Below are 16,525 nucleotides of genomic sequence, written 5' to 3'. Positions count from 1 at the left end.
CGGCCACCGCCAGTGCGGTGACCGACCATCGTCGACGGTACGGGCGCGGGGCACCCGCCCCTGGGAGGATCAGTCCTCGGAGTTCTTCTCGTCGGTGGCCTCGGTGGCCTCGGCGGACTCGTCCTCGGCGTCCTCGCCGGTGCCGAAGAACTCGCTCGTGTCGACGGTGCCGCCCTGCGCGTCCTTGACGGTGACCTTCTCGATCACGTCGGCCAGGGCCTTGGAGCGACGCACGTCGGCGAACAGCGAGCCGAGCTGGCCGGCCTGCTGGATCTGCTGCACGAACTGGTTCGGGTCCATGCCGTAGCGCTGGGCCTGGAACAGGATGTGCTGGGTGAGCTCCTCCTGCGAGACCTCGGTCGAGGCGTCCTCGGCCACGACGTCCAGGAGCAGCTGGGTGCGGATGGCGCGCGCAGCGGCGTCCTTGGTCTCGGCCTCGAACTCCTCGCGGGTGGTCCCCTCGGCCTCGAGCATGGAGTTGATCATCTCGTCGTTGTGCGCGGCGTCGCCGAAGATCTGGTGCAGCTGCTGGTGCGCCTCGTTCTCGACGAGTCCCTCGGGGGTCGGGACGTCCGCGGCCTCGAGGAGGGCCTCGAGCACCTTGTCGCGGATCTCACCGGCGAGGCCGGCCTTGGCCTGCTGGGCGACCTTCTCGGTCAGGTCGGCGCGCAGCTCGTCGAGGGTGTCGAACTCGCTCGCCATCTGCGCGAACTCGTCGTCGGCCTCGGGGAGCTCGCGCTCCTTGACGGTCTGCACGGTGACGGTGACGACCGCCTCCTTGTCGGCGTACTCGCCGGCGACCAGCTTGGAGGTGAACTCCTTCGACTCGCCTGCCTTGAGGCCTTCGGCGGCCTCGTCGAGCCCCTCGACGAGGGTGCCCGAGCCGAGCTCGTAGGACAGGCCCTCGGTGGAGGCCTCCTCGACCGCCTCGCCGTCGACGGTCGCGGCGAGATCCACGGAGAGGAAGTCGCCCTTGGTGGCGCCACGCTCGACGCCCTTGAGGGTGCCGAAACGGGCACGGAGGTTGTCGAGCTCGGCGTCGACCGCGGCATCGTCGGCCTCGGGCACCTCGACAGTGACCTCGAGAGAGGAGAAGTCGGGAAGGGTGATCTCCGGACGAACGTCGACCTCGGCCGTGAACTCCACGACGTCGTTGTCCTCGAGCTTGGTGACCTCGATCTCCGGCTGCGCCAGAACCTTGAGATCGTGCTCCTCGACGGCCTCCGAGTAGCGGGCCGGGATCATGTCGTTGATGACCTGCTCGAGGACGGCCGGGCGGCCGATCCGCGACTCCAGGAGCTTGGCCGGGGCCTTGCCCTTACGGAAGCCCGGGATGTTGACCTGGGCGGCGAGAGCCTTGTAGGCCTTGTCGAAATCCGGCTCGAGCTCCGCGAACGGCACCTCGACGGTGACCTTGACCCGGGTCGGGTTCAGCTGCTCGACAGTGCTCTTCACGGTGATGATCTCCTAGAAAGTCTTCGGGGGTTTACTTCAGTCGTTCTCCGCTGGTCGGGATGACAGGATTCGAACCTGCGACCCTCCGCTCCCAAAGCGGATGCGCTACCAAGCTGCGCCACATCCCGGTGAGTCGCGCGGCCGACCATCCCGCGTCGCACACGGGTGACCTGACCGGCCGCCAAACCAACTCGCCCAGTGTACGACAGGGTGCATCCGGCGCCGATTCCGCGTTCACGACCCGGGAGTTGGGACCCGCAGCACCGTCCGGTAGTGTTGTCGGAGCACGGACGAGATCAGGTGTAAAAAACCAGGTCACGCCAGCGATGCGGGTGTAGCTTAATGGTAAAGCCTCTGCCTTCCAAGCAGAATACGCGGGTTCGATTCCCGTCACCCGCTCCACCCGAGATGCCCCGCCTCCGCCGACCACCGGCGCGGGCGGGGCATCTCGCATATGTCAGGAGTTGGGCGCGCGCCGGGCCGGACTCACATCGGGCCGGACGTGCTGCGCGCAGCGCGTCAGCCGCACACCGTTCTGGTTGCGCACCGCGCCGGGCGTCAGCCCCGCCCGCGGCGCCCCGGCTGACAGGTCGGGCACCAGAACAGCGTTCGGGCCTCCATCGTCTCCAGCGCGACCTCGTCACCGCACACCCGACAGGCCCACCCGTCGCGTTGATAGACGTAGTTCCGCGGCCGGTCTGCACCGCGCCGCGGCAGGTCTCCGTGGTCGTGCTCGGGTCGGATGGTGTGGATGTGCCCGGTGTCGACGCCGACGACCATCATCGCCGCCAGGTCGTCCCAGATCGCGCGGAAATCGACCTCCCGCAATGCGGTGCCGGGCCGGAACGGGTCCAGGCCGGCGCGGAAGAGCACTTCGGCGCGGTAGACGTTTCCGACGCCGGCGAGGATTTTCTGGTCCATGAGCAGTGCACCGATCGGCCGGGCGCTGCGCCGGATCCTGGTCCACGCGCGCTCGGGGTCCGCGTGGGGGTCGAGCGGGTCGGGGCCGAGCCGCGTGCGGACGGCCGCGACGTCGTCGTCGTCCAGCACCTCACACCTGGTGGGGCCGCGCAGGTCCACCACGTGGGCCGGGCCTGTGGCGCCCGACTCCCCTGGCGCTCCGCCGCGCTCCCCTGCCCCGTCGCCGCGCTCGCCAGACCCGTCGACGCGCATCCGGACCTGGCCGACCGGGGCGGGTGCCTCGGCGCCGTCGCCGACGACGTAGGTGTTGAAGAAGCCGTAGAGGCCGAGGTGGATGTGGACCGTCAGGCCACCCTCGTAGTGGTGGAAGAGGTGCTTGCCCGTCGCCGTGGCGCGGTCGAAGTATCGTCCGTCGACGACGACACTGTCGACGAATCTGCCCTGCGGGCTGGAGACACGAACGGGCCCGCCTGCGAAATAGTCGGTGTGCAGGCGGGCCAGTCGATGAAGGGTGTGCCCCTCCGGCATGCTCGTTTACTCCGGGCTCAGGCCCCGGGGACGGCGGGCGCCTCGCCGGTGCGCTCGTACTCGGCGAGGATGTCGATGCGACGCTGGTGACGCTCGGCCTCGGACCAGTTCTGGTCGAGGAACGCGTCGACAATCGCGAGAGCCTCCTCGCGGGAGTGCATGCGGCCGCCGATGCCGATCAGCTGGGCGTTGTTGTGCTCGCGGGCCAGCCGGGCGGTCTCGACGCTCCAGGCGAGGGCGCAGCGGGCGCCGGGGACCTTGTTGGCGGCGATCTGCTCGCCGTTGCCGGAGCCGCCCAGGACGATGCCGAGGCTGCCGGGGTCGGCGACGACCTTGCGGGCCGCGTCGATGCAGAAGGCCGGGTAGTCGTCCTCCGCGTCGTAGGTGTGGGCGCCACAGTCGATCACCTCGTGCCCGGAGGCCTTCAGATGCTCGGCGATGGCGTTCTTGGTCTCGAAGCCGGCGTGGTCCGCTCCCAGGTAGATGCGCATGCGGACGATTCTGCCACGTGCTGCTGAGGCCCAACCGCGCGGTGGCGCCGAACTGACGGCCTGCGGCGGGCCGGGCCGTGAGCCGGCGGCAGTGCCGGCCGAGCACGCTCAGGGACGAAGGTCGACGACCATCGTTCCCGGCGCGGCTCCGGTCGCGTCGTGGAATCCGGAGTTCACGTAGATCCTGCGTGCCGGGTTCCCGTCCTCCACGCTGAGGCTGATCTGCCGGATCCCGCGGCTCCGGGCGGCGCGGAATGCCTCGTCGAGGAGCAGCCGACCAATTCCCACCCCGCGGTACCCGGGCCACACGCACACACTGAGTTCGGGAACGCCGTCCGCGACATATCCGTAGCCGGGGTCTCCCGAGTCCAGGAACAGGAGCCAGACCACGCCAACGCAGCGGCCACCAACCTCCGCCACCAGACCGAATTTCCGCGTTCCGGCCGGAGCCGTGTGTAGTGCGCCAGTGCCGGATCAGCGGCGATATCCGAATCACCGAAGCGGTTTGTCCCCGTCCAGTTGAGGTTGAGCCGGGTCGCCTCTGTCAGCAACACCTCCACGCCCCGTCGACCTCCGCAGACCGGGTCCGATGCCATTGTTCGACGACATCGGTGTAGGCAAGCCGATCCGGACGCAGCCAGCAGGTGTGCTCCGGTCCCCATCCGGCGAGCACCGTCGCACCGTCCGCGGCGGGGACCGCCCAGCCCGCCGTGGCGAGATAGCCGGTCACGGTGACGTGGACGGCGTCGTAGTCCTCGGCGACCGCCGACCAATCCGGGATCCACCAGCGGCCGTCGCGCCCGGTGGTCCTCCACCAGTCACCACGCTTGCCGTACGTGACCTCGAGCGGGTACGCCTCCACCAGCCGGGCCCAGGCCCCGGGGCCGTGCACCTCGAAAATCCGGGCCCTCTCGTCGACCACGACGGGATGCACCCGCGCGCGATCCCAACCCATCGAGTCCTCGGTGCAGTACAGACGCACCGGGCCCAGGCGCGGAAGGCTCGGCGTGGTCCACGCGACGCCAGAGAACGCCGGGTCCGACCACCACTGCCCGCCCGTGGACCGCCACTGTGGGTTGCCGGCGTCCAGACGTTCGGCCTCGACGCGCTGCTCTCGCCAGCGCCGCAGCGCAGGGCGGACGTCAACCGGGTCGAGCGACGGCTCCCATTCCCCGGACCAGTAGCGCACGTGGGCCTGAGCAGACCTGTCGAGTGGCGCGTCCCACCAGGCCGCCGCCGGATGCGCGGCCACGGCGTCCGCGATCGGCCGCAGCGCCTCCAGGATCTCGGGCCGAGCGAGCCGTTCCCTGTCGTCGTCGGGCTCCTGCCAGTAGACGGCGGTGTCAACGACCGTCGCGAGTGCGGCCAGGAACCGGCCGTGATCCAGCGCGGCGACCTGATCTGGCCGCACGGCGCCGAGTGCGTCGAGGTACTCAGCGTCCGTCGGTCGGACCCACACGTCCCCCGGGGCGGCTTCCTGCGCGATGGCGGCGCACAATTCGCGCCCGTACGGCCCGGCGAGAAGGTCGTCCCCCGAGGTCACCGTGGATCCGCTCAGTCGAACTGCGGCGCTTCGGTGCGCGAACGCTTGATCTCGAAGAAATACGGGTAGTCGGCCAGCGTCACGGCGCCGTCGAAGACCTTCCCGGCCTCCTCGCCGCGCGGGATGCGGGTCAGCACCGGGCCGAAGAAGGCGGTGCCGTTGACGTGCAGGACCGGGGTCCCCACCTCGTCGCCGACCGGGTCCATACCCTTGTGATGAGAGACCTTCAGCGCCTCGTCGTACTCGGTCGACGTAGCGGCTTCGGCGAGGTCGGCGTCCAGTCCCGCGGCGGCGAGCGCCTCGGTGATCACGGCCGGGTCCCCGATGCCGCGACCCTCGTCGTGGATGCGGGTGCCGAGCTCCGTGTAGAGCTTTCCGAGCACCTCCTGGCCGTGGCGCTCGGCGGCGGCGATCGCCACGCGCACCGGCCCCCACCCGAGCTTCATATTCTCCATGTACTCCTCGGGCAGGTCGCGGCCGTCGTTGAGCACGGACAGGCTCATGACGTTCCAGGTCAGGGTGATGTCGCGGACCTTCTCGACCTCGAGGATCCATCGGCTGGTCACCCAGGCGAACGGGCACAGGGGGTCGAACCAGAAGTCGACGGTGGCGGGAGCGGACGAGCTGCTAGTTGTCATGACTCCATCATCCTCATGGCGGGCAATCACCGCCACTGGCCGCCCGCACGTGGGGCGCTACCGCTCCTCACCGTCCCCCGCAGGGACCGCTACCGCCCGGCCCGGCACCGGCGCGACTGGTAGACCTGAAGCCAGAGCCGGTGACGGCGCGGTGCGCCGCGTCGCCGATCGGTGCCATCACCCGTCCCGCCCCAGGAACCGAGGATCCCGTCATGCGTTCGCTCAATCTCACCCGCGCCGATGCCGCCCAGCGGGCCGATCTGATCAGCGTCGACTCGTACGAGGTGGAGATCGACCTCACGGACGGTGCCGGCGGCCCGGGAGTGGACAGGTTCCGGTCGCGCACCGTCGTGCGGTTCACGGCCCGCCCCGGCGAGGAGACGTTCATCGACCTCCGTGACGCGGCCATCCGGTCCGCGTCGCTTAACGGCGTCGATATCACGCCGGACGACTACGACGACGAGGTCGGGCTGACACTGCCGGGGCTGCAGGCGACGAACGAGCTCGTCGTGGACGCCGATCTGGCGTACACGACCACCGGCGAGGGCCTGCACCGGATGGTTGACCCGGCCGATGGAGAGGTCTACCTCTATTCACAGTTCGAGACCGCCGATGCCAAGCGGGTCTTCGCCTGCTTCGACCAGCCGGACCTCAAGGCCACCTACACGCTGACCGTGACCGCGCCGGCGTCGTGGGTCGTGGTGGCCAACACGCTGGCCTCCGAATCGCCGGCCGAGCACGGCGCGGTGGTGCACCGCTTCGCGACCACCGAGATCATGTCGACGTACCTCGTCGCGCTCATCGCCGGGCCGTATCACGTGGTCTCCGACGCCTACACCGACGAGCACGGAACCATTCCTCTACGGCTGTTGTGCCGCACGTCGCTCGCCGACCACCTCGACGCCGAGCGACTGTTCGCCGAGACCAAGGAGGGTTTCCGCTTCTACCACCGCGAGTTCGGGCTCCCCTACGCGTTCGGCAAGTACGACCAGATCTTCGTCCCGGAGTTCAATGCCGGGGCGATGGAGAACGCCGGCGCGGTGACCTTCCTCGAGGACTACGTCTTCCGCTCCCGCGTCACCGGCTACCGCTATGAGCGACGCAACGAGACGATCCTCCACGAGATGGCCCACATGTGGTTCGGCGACCTGGTGACCATGCAGTGGTGGGACGATCTGTGGCTCAACGAGTCGTTCGCGACGTTCGCCTCGGTACTCGCCCAGGTCGACGCCACGCAGTACACGGATGCCTGGACCACCTTCGCCAATGTCGAGAAGTCGTGGGCCTACCGCCAGGACCAGCTGCCCTCGACCCACCCGGTGGCGGCGGACATGACGGACCTCGAGACCGTCGAGGCGAACTTCGACGGCATCACCTACGCCAAGGGCGCCTCCGTTCTCAAGCAGCTCGTGGCCTACGTCGGCCGGGAGCCGTTCCTCGCCGGCCTGCGCGCGTACTTCGCCGAGCACGCCTTCGGCAACGCCCGGTTCGATGACCTGTTGGGGGCGCTCGAGAAGTCCTCGGGCCGCGACCTGTCCGGGTGGGCCGACCAGTGGCTGCGGACCACCGGGATCAACCCGATCTCCGTCGAGGTCGCCACCTCCGGGGCCGAGGACGACGACGCCGACACGACCATCTCCGAACTAACCCTGGTCCAGGGCCCCGCGTCACCCGGCGCCGGCGAACTGCGCACCCACCGGATCGGCGTGGGCCTGTACAGCCGCGACGACTCGGGCGCCCTCGTCCGCACCGCCCGCGCGGAGCTCGACATCTCCGGTGAGCGGACCATCGTGCCCGACCTCGCCGGACAGCCGGTGCCGGACCTGATCCTGCCCAACGACGACGACCTGACGTACTGCTCGGTCCGACTCGACGACAGGTCGGCGGCCACCGCTCTGGACTCCCTCGAGAACGTCACCGATCCCCTGGCCAGGACGCTGTGTTGGTCGGCCCTGTGGGAGATGACCCGCGAGGCCCGTCTCCCGGCACGTCGGTTCGTCGAGGTGGTGGCCCGGGCGACCCCGCACGAGCCGCACATCGGGGTGGTCCAGCGCGTCCTCACGCAGGCGCAGATGGCGCTCGCCCGCTACGCCGACCCCGCATGGGCCGCCTCGACGGGGTGGAAGACGTTCTCACGCGCGATGCTCGACGCCGCGCGGGGGGCGGAGCCCGGCTCCGATCATCAGCTCGCGTTCCTCACAGCGCTGTGTGCCTGCCCGGTCGGCCCCGACCAGGCTCGGGTGCTCAAGACGCTGCTCGACGCCGGCGCCGACGAGGCGGGCCTGCCCGGCCTCACCGTCGACACCGATCTCCGCTGGACGGTGCTCACCGCGCTCGTCGCCGCGGGCGCCGAGGACACCGAGCGGATCGACGCCGAGCTCGCGGCCGACGCCACCGCCGGCGGTGAACGACGTGCCGCCACCGCACGGGCCGCCCGTCCGACCGTCGAGGCGAAGGAGGCGGCCGAGAAGCTGCTCCTGACGACGGGCGCCGAGGCCCCGAGCAACGCGATCGTCCGGGCCACCCTTCTGGGTGTCGACCTACCCGGCCACGAGCACCTGCTCGCAGGACTGGCGGACCGCTACCTCGACGACATCACCGGCCTGTGGTCGGCCCGTCCCGGCGATCTCGCCCAAACCGTCGCCGAAGGGCTCTTCCCGTCCTGGGAGGTGGACGCCGCGACCGTGTCGCGGTTCGAGACCGCGATCGCCGACGACTCGCTGCCGTCCTCGCTGCGCCGCATCCTCGCGGAGCACACCGCTGACTTGACCCGCGCTCTCGCGGCCCGAAAGGTCGACACGGCCGCCGGCGACTGATCGCGGGGCCGGGCCGCCAGCGACTGATCGCGGGCGCCGCCTTCAGCATGCGAGTGTCACCGTCAGCAGCGGCGAGGCGGTCGCGCGGGTCCGGTCAGGCGGCGTCGAGATAGAGGTAGTCGTCCCAGTGCGGGCCGATCTCACGGAGCTGCGACACCAGCCGCCAGGTGCGACCCCGCGGCGCGACAAGCGGCACCCGCAGCTCCCACCCCAGCTCCGACAGCAGCTTGTCGGCTTTGCGGTGGTTGCACGGCGCGCACGAGGCCACGCAGTTCTCCCAGCCGTGCGCTCCCCCGCGACTGCGCGGGATGACATGGTCGATCGTCGTGGCCTTGGCGTTGCAGTAGCCGCAGCGGTGCGAGTCGCGATGCATCAGCGCGGACCGTGTCATCGGGATCTGCGAGTGGTACGGGATCCGGACGTATTCGCGGAGTCGGATGACCGACGGCACGCGTACCGCGGTGTCCACGGAGCGCACCAGGACCTCACGAGGGTGCTCGTGGACGACGTCGGCCTTGCCACCGATCAGCATGACCACCGCCCGGCGTGCGGGCAAAGCGGTGAGCGCCTCGTAGCTGGCGTTGAGCAGAAGCACACGCGGGGCGGCGGAAAGGGCGACCGGTGGAGTTGCAGTATCAGGGTCGGGCACGCCCTCGAGGCGGCCGCGGCTTCGCGAACCGGGTTGTCGGTACTCCGTGTTCTCGCGCACTGCTGTGCCCATGTGTGGTCTCCGCTCGTGTCTCCCGAGTCCAGTGCACCATCGGCGACCGGGCCCGCAATGAACCTCGCCTGCCACGATGATGCACCTTCGGTGAACTCTTCGTACGGCTAACGCGAGGCTGCACCTCGAGAAAGAGTCACCCCCGGCCGATGTCCGATCCCCTGCCGGCCACCGATCTGGACAATGGGGGCATGAGCACCAGTACGTTCTATGACGAGGTCGGCGGCGCGGAGACGTTCCGCAAGTTGGTCCACGAGTTCTACAGCCGGGTGGCCGAGGACGCCGAGTTCCGGAAGATGTACCCGGAAGAAGACTTGGGACCAGCGGAGGATCGGCTGCGGATGTTCCTCGAGCAGTACTGGGGCGGACCCACGACCTACTCCGAGCAGCGTGGCCACCCGCGACTGCGGATGCGCCACCACCCGTACGTGATCGACCAGGCCGCGCACGACACCTGGTTGAAGCACATGTTGGCCGCGGTGGACACCATCGACAGCGAGACCATGGACGACCGTCACCGCGCGGAACTGGTCGACTATCTCCGCCGCGCGGCCGCGATGCTGATCAACTCCCCGGGCGCTCTGTAAGACGTCCGGCCACTGGCTTCTGGTGCCCGCGCACTGTGAGGCGACCGATCACTGGCTACTAGTGCCGGCGCACTGTCCGCGACTGCACTGTCCGCGACCCGCCCCGGACATCACAGCCGCCCGCACCAGACATGCCCCGACCAGTGAACTTGACGGGTGTCTGGCATTCTGGCCCGGAATGGTCCCGTCCTGTACATGATCAATGCATCCCCTCGATCGGTACCGCGACCACCCGGTGACGGAGTCCGGGCAGTCGTGCCGCTCGACGAGGACCACCCGCCGCCGGCCACCGCCGTTCGGCTCCGGCGCTGACATGTGAAGGAACCTCAGACAGATGCGACTCTCGGGCAAGGCAGCCATCGTCACCGGCGGCGCCGGAGGTATCGGACGCGGGATCACCCGGGCGTTCGTCAAGGAGGGCGCATCAGTCCTCGCCGTGGACATCAATGACGAGGCCGGGGCCGCCCTGGTCGAGGAGCTCGGAGAGAGCGTGCGCTATCTGGGTGCCGACATCTCGGTCGAGGAGAATGCCGAGAAGATCGTCGCGGCAGCCGTCGAGGCGTTCGGCGGCGTCGACGTCCTGGTCAACAACGCCCACGCCTCGCGGCAGGCACCCCTGCTGGAGACGACCGGCGAGATGCTCGACCTGTCGTTCAACACCGGCTTCTACCCGACCTTCTGGCTGATGAAGGCCGCCCATGCCCAACTGGCCGAGCGTGGTGGGTCGGTGATCAACTTCGCCTCCGGCGCGGGGATCAACGGTCACCCCACCCAGGGCTCGTACGCCGCGGCCAAGGAGGCGATCCGTGCCATCAGCCGCGTCGCCGCGAACGAGTGGGCGCGCGACGGCATCAACGTCAACATCATCTCGCCTCTGGCGCTCACCGAAGGCGTGGAGAACTACATCGAGGCGAACCCGGGCATCGAGAAGAAGCTGCTCGCCGGTACACCGATGCGCCGCTTCGGCGACCCGGAGGGCGACATCGGACGCGTGGCCGTGTTCCTGGCCTCCGAGGACGCCTCATACATGACCGGTCAGACGCTCATGGTCGACGGCGGCAGTGTCATGCTGCGCTGACCTCTCGGCACTGTCGAGCGTCCGGTCCCCGGTCAGGCGCTGCTGGCACCGAGCCTGGGGAGCAGCACGTCCCGGACAGTGTCGGGGTTGCGTTCCACCACGACCCACCGTCGGCCGAGGTCCCGCGCCGCGACCGCCGTGGACCCGGACCCGGCGAACAGGTCCACCACCAGGTCTCCGGGAGAGGAGGCCAGTTCGATGATGCGCCGCATCAGGGCCAGCGGCTTGGGTGTCCGGAACCCGTCGACACCGGCCGCGCGCAGGTCGGCGCGTGCGGTGTCGGTCGAGCCCACCTCCTCCGACAGCCAGATCGTCTTGAGCTTTTTGACCCGCCCGGCCTCGTGCCTGTCCCGCTGATAGACGTCGACCCGCCGACCCGAGCGTCCGTTCACCGTCCGACACACCAGGTCGCCCACGCGCTCTCGGGCGGTGTCCCTGGACCAGCGCCAGACCGCCGGCGTGAGGTCGCCGAACACGGGTGACACCTCGACCAGGCCCGGCGCCGGGTCCACCGCGACGACTCCTGTCTCGGGATCGCCGTACAACGGGTAGGTCATGGTGGGAGTTGTCCGCGGGTTGAACCGCTTGTTGGTGTTGCGCAGGGGCAACAGCCGGTAGTTGACCCCGTCGGCATCGACGTGGGGGAAGTCCGAGGGATTGACGGCTGCCGCGATGCCGCCCTCGAGCACGACCTGTTCGGGGTCCCGCGCATAGACCATCAACCTGTCATGCGACCCGGCGAAATACCTGTCGAGCTGGCGCCCCTTCGGGTTGCTCTCGACGGTCAGGTCGGCGATGAACGACTCGACGCCGAACACCTCGTCGAGGAGGCATCGCACACGGTGTGCCTCGGCGTCATCGAGGTGCACCCAGACCGATCCGGTGTCGGCGAGAAGATCGTGGGCGACGCGGAGCCGAGCCTCGATGTAGGTGAGCCAGTCGTGCCGCGGCATGTTGTCGTGATACCCGTCGAAACTGCCGCCCCGGTTGTAGGGCGGATCGAGGTACACCAGCTGCGCAGACCTGACCGGATCCAGACCGAGCCCGGTCAGGGTGGGGGCGGCCTCGCTGATCCGGCCGCCGTCGCCGATGAGTACAGCCCCTGAGACACCGAATCGTCCAGAGTTCGTCCCGCCCTCCGCGGAGGCCGGGCTCTGAGCACCGAACGGGAACACCGCACCGAGGGTCGGTGCGGGACCGTCCGCACCCGGCGCGACCGGCTCGCCCCGCCCCGGCCACCCGACCGCGAACCCCTCGGCCGTCACTTCAGTGGTTCGAGTGTCAGAGAATCGGTGTGTCGGTAGGCGGTGCCGTACCGCGCGTCGATGCGGAGCCACGCGCCACGCTCGCTGACCCGGACCGGCTCGCCCTCGGGGGCTCGACCCGCCCGCTCAGGTACGAAGCCACACATCACGAGCGAGAACACCGTGCGCATGTCGATGCCGAGCGGTGAGTCCGTGTCGGTCCGGACCGTCAGCGCCTCCTGGTCGAGGAGCGACGGTGGGAGTCCGGCCGGGCCGGCGTTCTCCTGCGCGACGGTCCGACCGGACTGCGTGAGGTCCAGGAGTACCTGCGCCGGAACGTCCTCTACCGGGGTGAACCCGTCGGACGGCGGCAGCAGTCCCTGCCACGCCGACAGCAGTGGCATCCCGGGATCGATCAGCCCCTGAATATCTCCGCGTGGGAGGAGGTCGAGTTCGGTGAGCAGGTGGTCGGCGCCGCACGCCACGTCCCCTCCGGGGCATGAGCCGCCGACGACACGGACGACCAGTGCACCGAACGGCGTGCGCGACCAGACGCGCATCCGACTCTCCCCGGCGGCGGTGAGGCGGACCACCGCGGCCTCGTCGAGCCGCAGGATCCGGCGCAGGAGGGTGCGCAGGTCGTCGCGATCTGCGGGATCAGGGACGCGGATCATGCCTGATGCCGCGTCCGGTGAACTCATGACTCCGCCTCGTGCCTGAACTCCAGCAGATAGTCGCGTTCCGCCGTGGTGAATCGCCGCGGACGCTGGGTCTGCAGGTCGAACGCGGCGATCCGCGCTGTGCAGTCCACAGCCGGGGGCTCCGAGTCCGGAGTATGGCGCCCGCGCACCTCGTGCCGGGCGATCATGAGTGCGCCGCCGACTTTCTCGCACCACATCCGCACCCGGATCGGACCGTCGGCGTGCTTGACCTGACCCCGGTACTTGACGTTGAGGTCGGTCATCACCGCGCCCGCCGCCAGCGTCGCCGTGGGGAGGCCCTCGGCGAAAAGCCAAGGGATGCGGGCTTCCTCGATGAGCGTGATCATCCGCGCGTGGTTGACGTGATGGTAGAGATCCTGGTCAGACCACCGCACCGGCATCGCCGCGGTGTACACCCGCCGCCCCGATTCTCCCGAGATGCCGAGCGGACCACCGGCGTCGAGAACCAGCTGCTCGGTCACGTCCCCGACCCCTGCTCGGTGATCGCGGCACGCTGCTTGGCGGCCTCGAGCACATTCCTGACCCCGGAGGGGATCTCGACCGAGGACGAGGTCGAGGGATCGAAGGCGACCATCACCACGCGCAGCGTGCAGCAGATATCGCCGGCGGAGTCGTAGATCGTCTGCCGGATCTCGTAGGAGGTGGTGCCGACGTGGACCACCTCGATCTCCACGTCGACTGTGGTCGAGTCGCGCATGACCGGACGCAGGTGATCGATCTCGGTCCGACGGACGACCTGCGGGAGATTGCCCAGCCCGAACGAGCTGAATCGATTCCTGATGAACAGGATCCGGGCTTCCTGCGCGTACTCGATGTACTTGACGTTGTTGACGTGACCGAACTGGTCGAAGTCCGCCCACCGCACCTGCAGGGTGCACCGGAACGGCTCGACCGCAGGATCCTGCGCGCCCCCACTCATGCCTGCTCCTCTCCTAGCCCGAGGAGCGCCGCGCGCTCCTGCGGGGTGATCTCCAGCGTCGTCTTCTCGTCAGCAGCGGCCACCACGAGCACCGTGTCCACCACGGCGCAGGGCTCGTCCCCCATCGACTCGGTGCCGATCGAGGTCCGCATGGTGAACGAGGTACGTCCGACCCGCAGGACCTGCACGTCGACCCACACGTCGGCCACGCCCATCCCGATGACCTGCCGGAAATCGATCTCCATCCAGCGCGCCAGGGCAATCGGCACGCGGGACCCGGGAACGTCGAACTTGTCCCGGAACCACATGAGTCGGGCGTCCTGGGAGAACTCCTGGAAACGCACGTTGTTGACGTGCATGCCCACGAAGTCGGAGATGCGGAGGGGGATCCGGACGCGGTGTACCGGTCCGGCGGCCTCCGGTGCGGATGCTGTGGGGACGGACATCTCGCCTCAGTCCCGGGTGAGCTTGCGGTGGGTGACGCGGTGCGGGCGTGCGGCCTCGGGCCCCAGACGCTCGACCTTGTTCTTCTCGTAGCCCTCGAAGTTGCCCTCGTACCAGTACCACTGGCCCTCTTCGACGTTGCCCTCCCACGCGAGGATGTGGGTACAGGTCCGGTCGAGGAACCAGCGGTCGTGGGAGATCACGACGGCGCAGCCCGGGAAGTCCTCGAGCGCGTTCTCGAGGCTGCCGAGCGTCTCGGTGTCCAGGTCGTTCGTCGGCTCGTCCAGGAGGATCAGGTTGCCGCCGACCTTGAGCGTCAGTGCGAGGTTGAGGCGGTTGCGCTCACCACCGGACAGGACGCCGGACTTCTTCTGCTGGTCGGGCCCCTTGAACCCGAAGGCGCTGACGTAGGCGCGGGACGGCATCTCGTTCTGGCCGACCTCGATGAAGTCGTTGCCCTCGGAGACTACCTCCCACACGGACTTCTCCGGGTCGATGTTCGCGCGGTTCTGGTCCACGTAGCTGAGCTTGACCGTGTCGCCGATGCGGACGGTGCCGGCATCCGGCTCCTCCAGTCCGACGATGGTCTTGAACAACGTGGTCTTACCGACACCGTTGGGGCCGATCACGCCGACGATGCCGTTCCGCGGCAGGGTGAACGACAAGTCCTTGATGAGGACCCGGCCGTCGAAGCCCTTCTGCAGGTTCTCGACCTCCACCACGACGTTGCCCAGACGGGGCGGCGTGGGGATCTGGATCTCCTCGAAGTCCAGCTTCCGCATCTTCTCCGCCTCGGCGGCCATCTCCTCGTACTTGGCCAGACGCGCCTTGGACTTGGTCTGCCGGGCCTTGGCGCCGGAGCGGACCCACTCGAGCTCGGCCTTGAGCCGCTTCTGCAGCTTCTGATCCTTCTTGCCCTGGACCTCCAGTCGCTCGGCCTTCTTCTCCAGGTAGGTGGAGTAGTTGCCCTCGTACGGGTGGAGCTTGCCGCGGTCGACCTCACAGATCCACTGCGCGACGTGGTCGAGGAAGTAGCGGTCGTGTGTCACGGCCATGACGGCGCCCGGGTAGCTGGCCAGGTGCTGCTCCAGCCAGAGCACGGACTCGGCGTCGAGGTGGTTGGTGGGCTCGTCGAGCAGCAGCAGATCAGGCTTGCTCAGCAGGAGCTTGCACAGCGCCACGCGGCGCAGCTCGCCGCCGGAGAGGTTGGTGACCGGCGAGTCCCCTGGCGGGCAACGCAGGGCGTCCATGGCCTGCTCGATCTGCGAATCGACCTCCCAGGCGTCGACGGCGTCCAGGTACTCCTGGAGCTGGCCCATCTCCTCCATGAGCTCGTCGGTGTAGTTGGTCGCCATCTCCTCGGCGACCTCGTTGTACCGGCGCAGCTTGACCATGGTCTCGCCGAGGCCGTCCTCGACGTTCTCCTTGACGGTCTTGGACTGGTCGAGCTCGGGCTCCTGCATGAGGATGCCGACGGTGGCCTCGGGGTCGAGGAACGCCTCACCGTTGGACGGCTGGTCCAGGCCGGCCATGATCTTGAGGATCGAGGACTTACCGGCGCCGTTCGGCCCCACGACGCCGATCTTCGCACCGGGGTAGAAGGCCATCGTCACATCGTCGAGGATCACCTTGTCCCCGTGCGCCTTGCGAACCTTCTTCATCGTGTAGATAAACTCGGCCATTCTACCCTCTCACCAGCTGAAACAGATCTGATCGCCGCGGGCGGGCCGCGGGCACGACCCCCATGTTACGTGCCCGCCCGCGACCCCGGCTCCCACGGCGGGAGCAGCCCCCGCGATCCGGCCGCTCAGGCGCTGGCCGCGCCGACGTACCGCCCGGCATCCGAGTCGTCGTCCGAGGGTTCCGAGCCCGCGTCCGAGCCGTCGTCTCCCGCGCCTGCCTCCTCCGCGTCGAGCGCGTTCAGGACGGCCGCGGCCTCGTCGATGTCCACCTCGTGGGCGTCGACCGAGCCGATCTCCATCGGGTCACCGTCCGCACCCTGCTCGCCCGCGCCGCCGGCACCCGTGGCCTCGGGATCGCGCGGGTCGAACCGGATCCGCTTGGCGGTGACGTCCATGCGGGACATGTCCGGGCCGATCGAGATGACGCGCATCTCCAGGTCCCGCTGCACCCGCCCGTCCTTCTCGTACTCGTTGGTGAGCAGCCGTCCCTGCACGAGGATCCCGTCGCCCTTGAACAGTCGCCCCGCGGTGCGCTGCGCGAGAGTTCCCCAACAACTCGCCGAGAAGTAGAGGGTGCCGCCGGTCTTCCACTCCCCCGTGGTGCGGTCCTGGTAGCGGGTGTTGCTCGCGACGCGGAACGTGAACACCTGGTCGGTGCCCACGCGCCGGGTGACGGGGTCGGTGATGATGGTGCCGCGGATGGCCGTCTGGGTCTCGTTCATTGCGCCTGCTCCTG

Annotated in this window: 17 protein-coding genes and 2 tRNA genes; 4 read left to right on the top strand and 15 right to left on the bottom strand. The window is 69.0% G+C overall.

The window, feature by feature from the left end; translation table 11 throughout:
• Nucleotides 1-69: 69 nt before the first annotated feature.
• Together tig and OPF83_RS03090 are read right to left on the bottom strand one after the other, a co-directional pair.
• On the bottom strand, nucleotides 70-1,455 hold the full coding sequence (gene tig, locus OPF83_RS03095) for a trigger factor (protein WP_264885745.1): 1,386 nt from the start codon (nucleotides 1,453-1,455) through the stop codon (nucleotides 70-72).
• 51 nt (nucleotides 1,456-1,506) lie between these two features.
• Nucleotides 1,507-1,583 (bottom strand) — tRNA-Pro (locus tag OPF83_RS03090).
• Nucleotides 1,584-1,783: 200 nt separating this feature from the next.
• Here OPF83_RS03090 and OPF83_RS03085 point away from each other — a divergent pair.
• Nucleotides 1,784-1,857 (top strand) — tRNA-Gly (locus OPF83_RS03085).
• Between the two features lie 156 nt (nucleotides 1,858-2,013).
• Here OPF83_RS03085 and OPF83_RS03080 read toward each other — a convergent pair.
• From OPF83_RS03080 to OPF83_RS03060, 5 genes are all read right to left on the bottom strand, one after another.
• Nucleotides 2,014-2,904, bottom strand: coding sequence for an Fpg/Nei family DNA glycosylase (locus OPF83_RS03080; RefSeq protein ID WP_264885744.1), 891 nt, complete (start codon nucleotides 2,902-2,904; stop codon nucleotides 2,014-2,016).
• Nucleotides 2,905-2,921: 17 nt separating this feature from the next.
• Complete coding sequence (locus tag OPF83_RS03075; protein ID WP_264885743.1) at nucleotides 2,922-3,395, bottom strand: ribose-5-phosphate isomerase; 474 nt, start codon at nucleotides 3,393-3,395, stop codon at nucleotides 2,922-2,924.
• A 108-nt stretch (nucleotides 3,396-3,503) separates the two neighbouring features.
• Complete coding sequence (locus OPF83_RS03070; RefSeq protein ID WP_264885742.1) at nucleotides 3,504-3,815, bottom strand: GNAT family N-acetyltransferase; 312 nt, start codon at nucleotides 3,813-3,815, stop codon at nucleotides 3,504-3,506.
• Nucleotides 3,816-3,939: 124 nt separating this feature from the next.
• Nucleotides 3,940-4,938, bottom strand: coding sequence for a hypothetical protein (locus tag OPF83_RS03065; protein ID WP_264885741.1), 999 nt, complete (start codon nucleotides 4,936-4,938; stop codon nucleotides 3,940-3,942).
• Nucleotides 4,939-4,949: 11 nt separating this feature from the next.
• On the bottom strand, nucleotides 4,950-5,576 hold the full coding sequence (locus OPF83_RS03060) for a DsbA family protein (RefSeq protein ID WP_264885740.1): 627 nt from the start codon (nucleotides 5,574-5,576) through the stop codon (nucleotides 4,950-4,952).
• Nucleotides 5,577-5,788: 212 nt separating this feature from the next.
• Between OPF83_RS03060 and pepN the strand changes: the two genes are divergently transcribed.
• Nucleotides 5,789-8,392 carry an aminopeptidase N gene (pepN, locus tag OPF83_RS03055; RefSeq protein ID WP_264885739.1) on the top strand — a complete coding sequence of 868 codons (2,604 nt, stop codon included), beginning with the start codon at nucleotides 5,789-5,791 and terminating at the stop codon, nucleotides 8,390-8,392.
• Between the two features lie 94 nt (nucleotides 8,393-8,486).
• Here the strand turns inward: pepN and OPF83_RS03050 are convergent, their stop codons facing one another.
• Entirely contained in the window at nucleotides 8,487-9,113 is a 627-nt protein-coding gene (locus OPF83_RS03050) for an HNH endonuclease (RefSeq protein ID WP_264885738.1), read from the bottom strand.
• A 191-nt stretch (nucleotides 9,114-9,304) separates the two neighbouring features.
• Between OPF83_RS03050 and OPF83_RS03045 the strand changes: the two genes are divergently transcribed.
• Complete coding sequence (locus OPF83_RS03045; protein WP_264885737.1) at nucleotides 9,305-9,700, top strand: globin; 396 nt, start codon at nucleotides 9,305-9,307, stop codon at nucleotides 9,698-9,700.
• A 334-nt stretch (nucleotides 9,701-10,034) separates the two neighbouring features.
• The gene (locus tag OPF83_RS03040; RefSeq protein ID WP_264885736.1) at nucleotides 10,035-10,778 is read left to right on the top strand and encodes an SDR family NAD(P)-dependent oxidoreductase; all 744 of its coding nucleotides are present in this window, start codon (nucleotides 10,035-10,037) and stop codon (nucleotides 10,776-10,778) included.
• A 32-nt stretch (nucleotides 10,779-10,810) separates the two neighbouring features.
• Here the strand turns inward: OPF83_RS03040 and OPF83_RS03035 are convergent, their stop codons facing one another.
• The 7 genes from OPF83_RS03035 to OPF83_RS03005 all read right to left on the bottom strand — a co-directional run bounded on the left by OPF83_RS03035 (nucleotide 10,811) and on the right by OPF83_RS03005 (nucleotide 16,511).
• The gene (locus tag OPF83_RS03035; protein ID WP_264885735.1) at nucleotides 10,811-12,043 is read right to left on the bottom strand and encodes a site-specific DNA-methyltransferase; all 1,233 of its coding nucleotides are present in this window, start codon (nucleotides 12,041-12,043) and stop codon (nucleotides 10,811-10,813) included.
• Nucleotides 12,040-12,723 (bottom strand): hypothetical protein, encoded by a 684-nt coding sequence (locus tag OPF83_RS03030; protein ID WP_264885734.1) that lies wholly within the window; start codon nucleotides 12,721-12,723, stop codon nucleotides 12,040-12,042. The genes OPF83_RS03035 and OPF83_RS03030 overlap by 4 nt, the downstream gene beginning before the upstream one ends.
• Complete coding sequence (locus OPF83_RS03025) at nucleotides 12,720-13,205, bottom strand: thioesterase family protein (RefSeq protein ID WP_264885733.1); 486 nt, start codon at nucleotides 13,203-13,205, stop codon at nucleotides 12,720-12,722. The genes OPF83_RS03030 and OPF83_RS03025 overlap by 4 nt, the downstream gene beginning before the upstream one ends.
• The gene (locus tag OPF83_RS03020; protein WP_264885732.1) at nucleotides 13,202-13,663 is read right to left on the bottom strand and encodes a thioesterase family protein; all 462 of its coding nucleotides are present in this window, start codon (nucleotides 13,661-13,663) and stop codon (nucleotides 13,202-13,204) included. Before OPF83_RS03020 ends, OPF83_RS03025 begins: the two co-directional genes overlap by 4 nt.
• Nucleotides 13,660-14,109: a thioesterase family protein gene (locus OPF83_RS03015; protein WP_264885731.1), complete on the bottom strand. Its 450-nt coding sequence runs from the start codon at nucleotides 14,107-14,109 to the stop codon at nucleotides 13,660-13,662. The genes OPF83_RS03020 and OPF83_RS03015 overlap by 4 nt, the downstream gene beginning before the upstream one ends.
• A gap of 6 nt (nucleotides 14,110-14,115) precedes the next feature.
• Entirely contained in the window at nucleotides 14,116-15,789 is a 1,674-nt protein-coding gene (ettA, locus tag OPF83_RS03010) for an energy-dependent translational throttle protein EttA (RefSeq protein WP_264885730.1), read from the bottom strand.
• 125 nt (nucleotides 15,790-15,914) lie between these two features.
• Nucleotides 15,915-16,511 (bottom strand): single-stranded DNA-binding protein, encoded by a 597-nt coding sequence (locus OPF83_RS03005; protein WP_264885729.1) that lies wholly within the window; start codon nucleotides 16,509-16,511, stop codon nucleotides 15,915-15,917.
• Between the last annotated feature and the right edge of the window lie 14 nt (nucleotides 16,512-16,525).

Origin of the sequence: Dietzia sp. NCCP-2495 (assembly GCF_026011735.1) — a bacterium.
Taxonomy (GTDB): Bacteria; Actinomycetota; Actinomycetes; order Mycobacteriales; family Mycobacteriaceae; genus Dietzia.
This window is presented reverse-complemented; position numbering and strand designations above follow the sequence as displayed.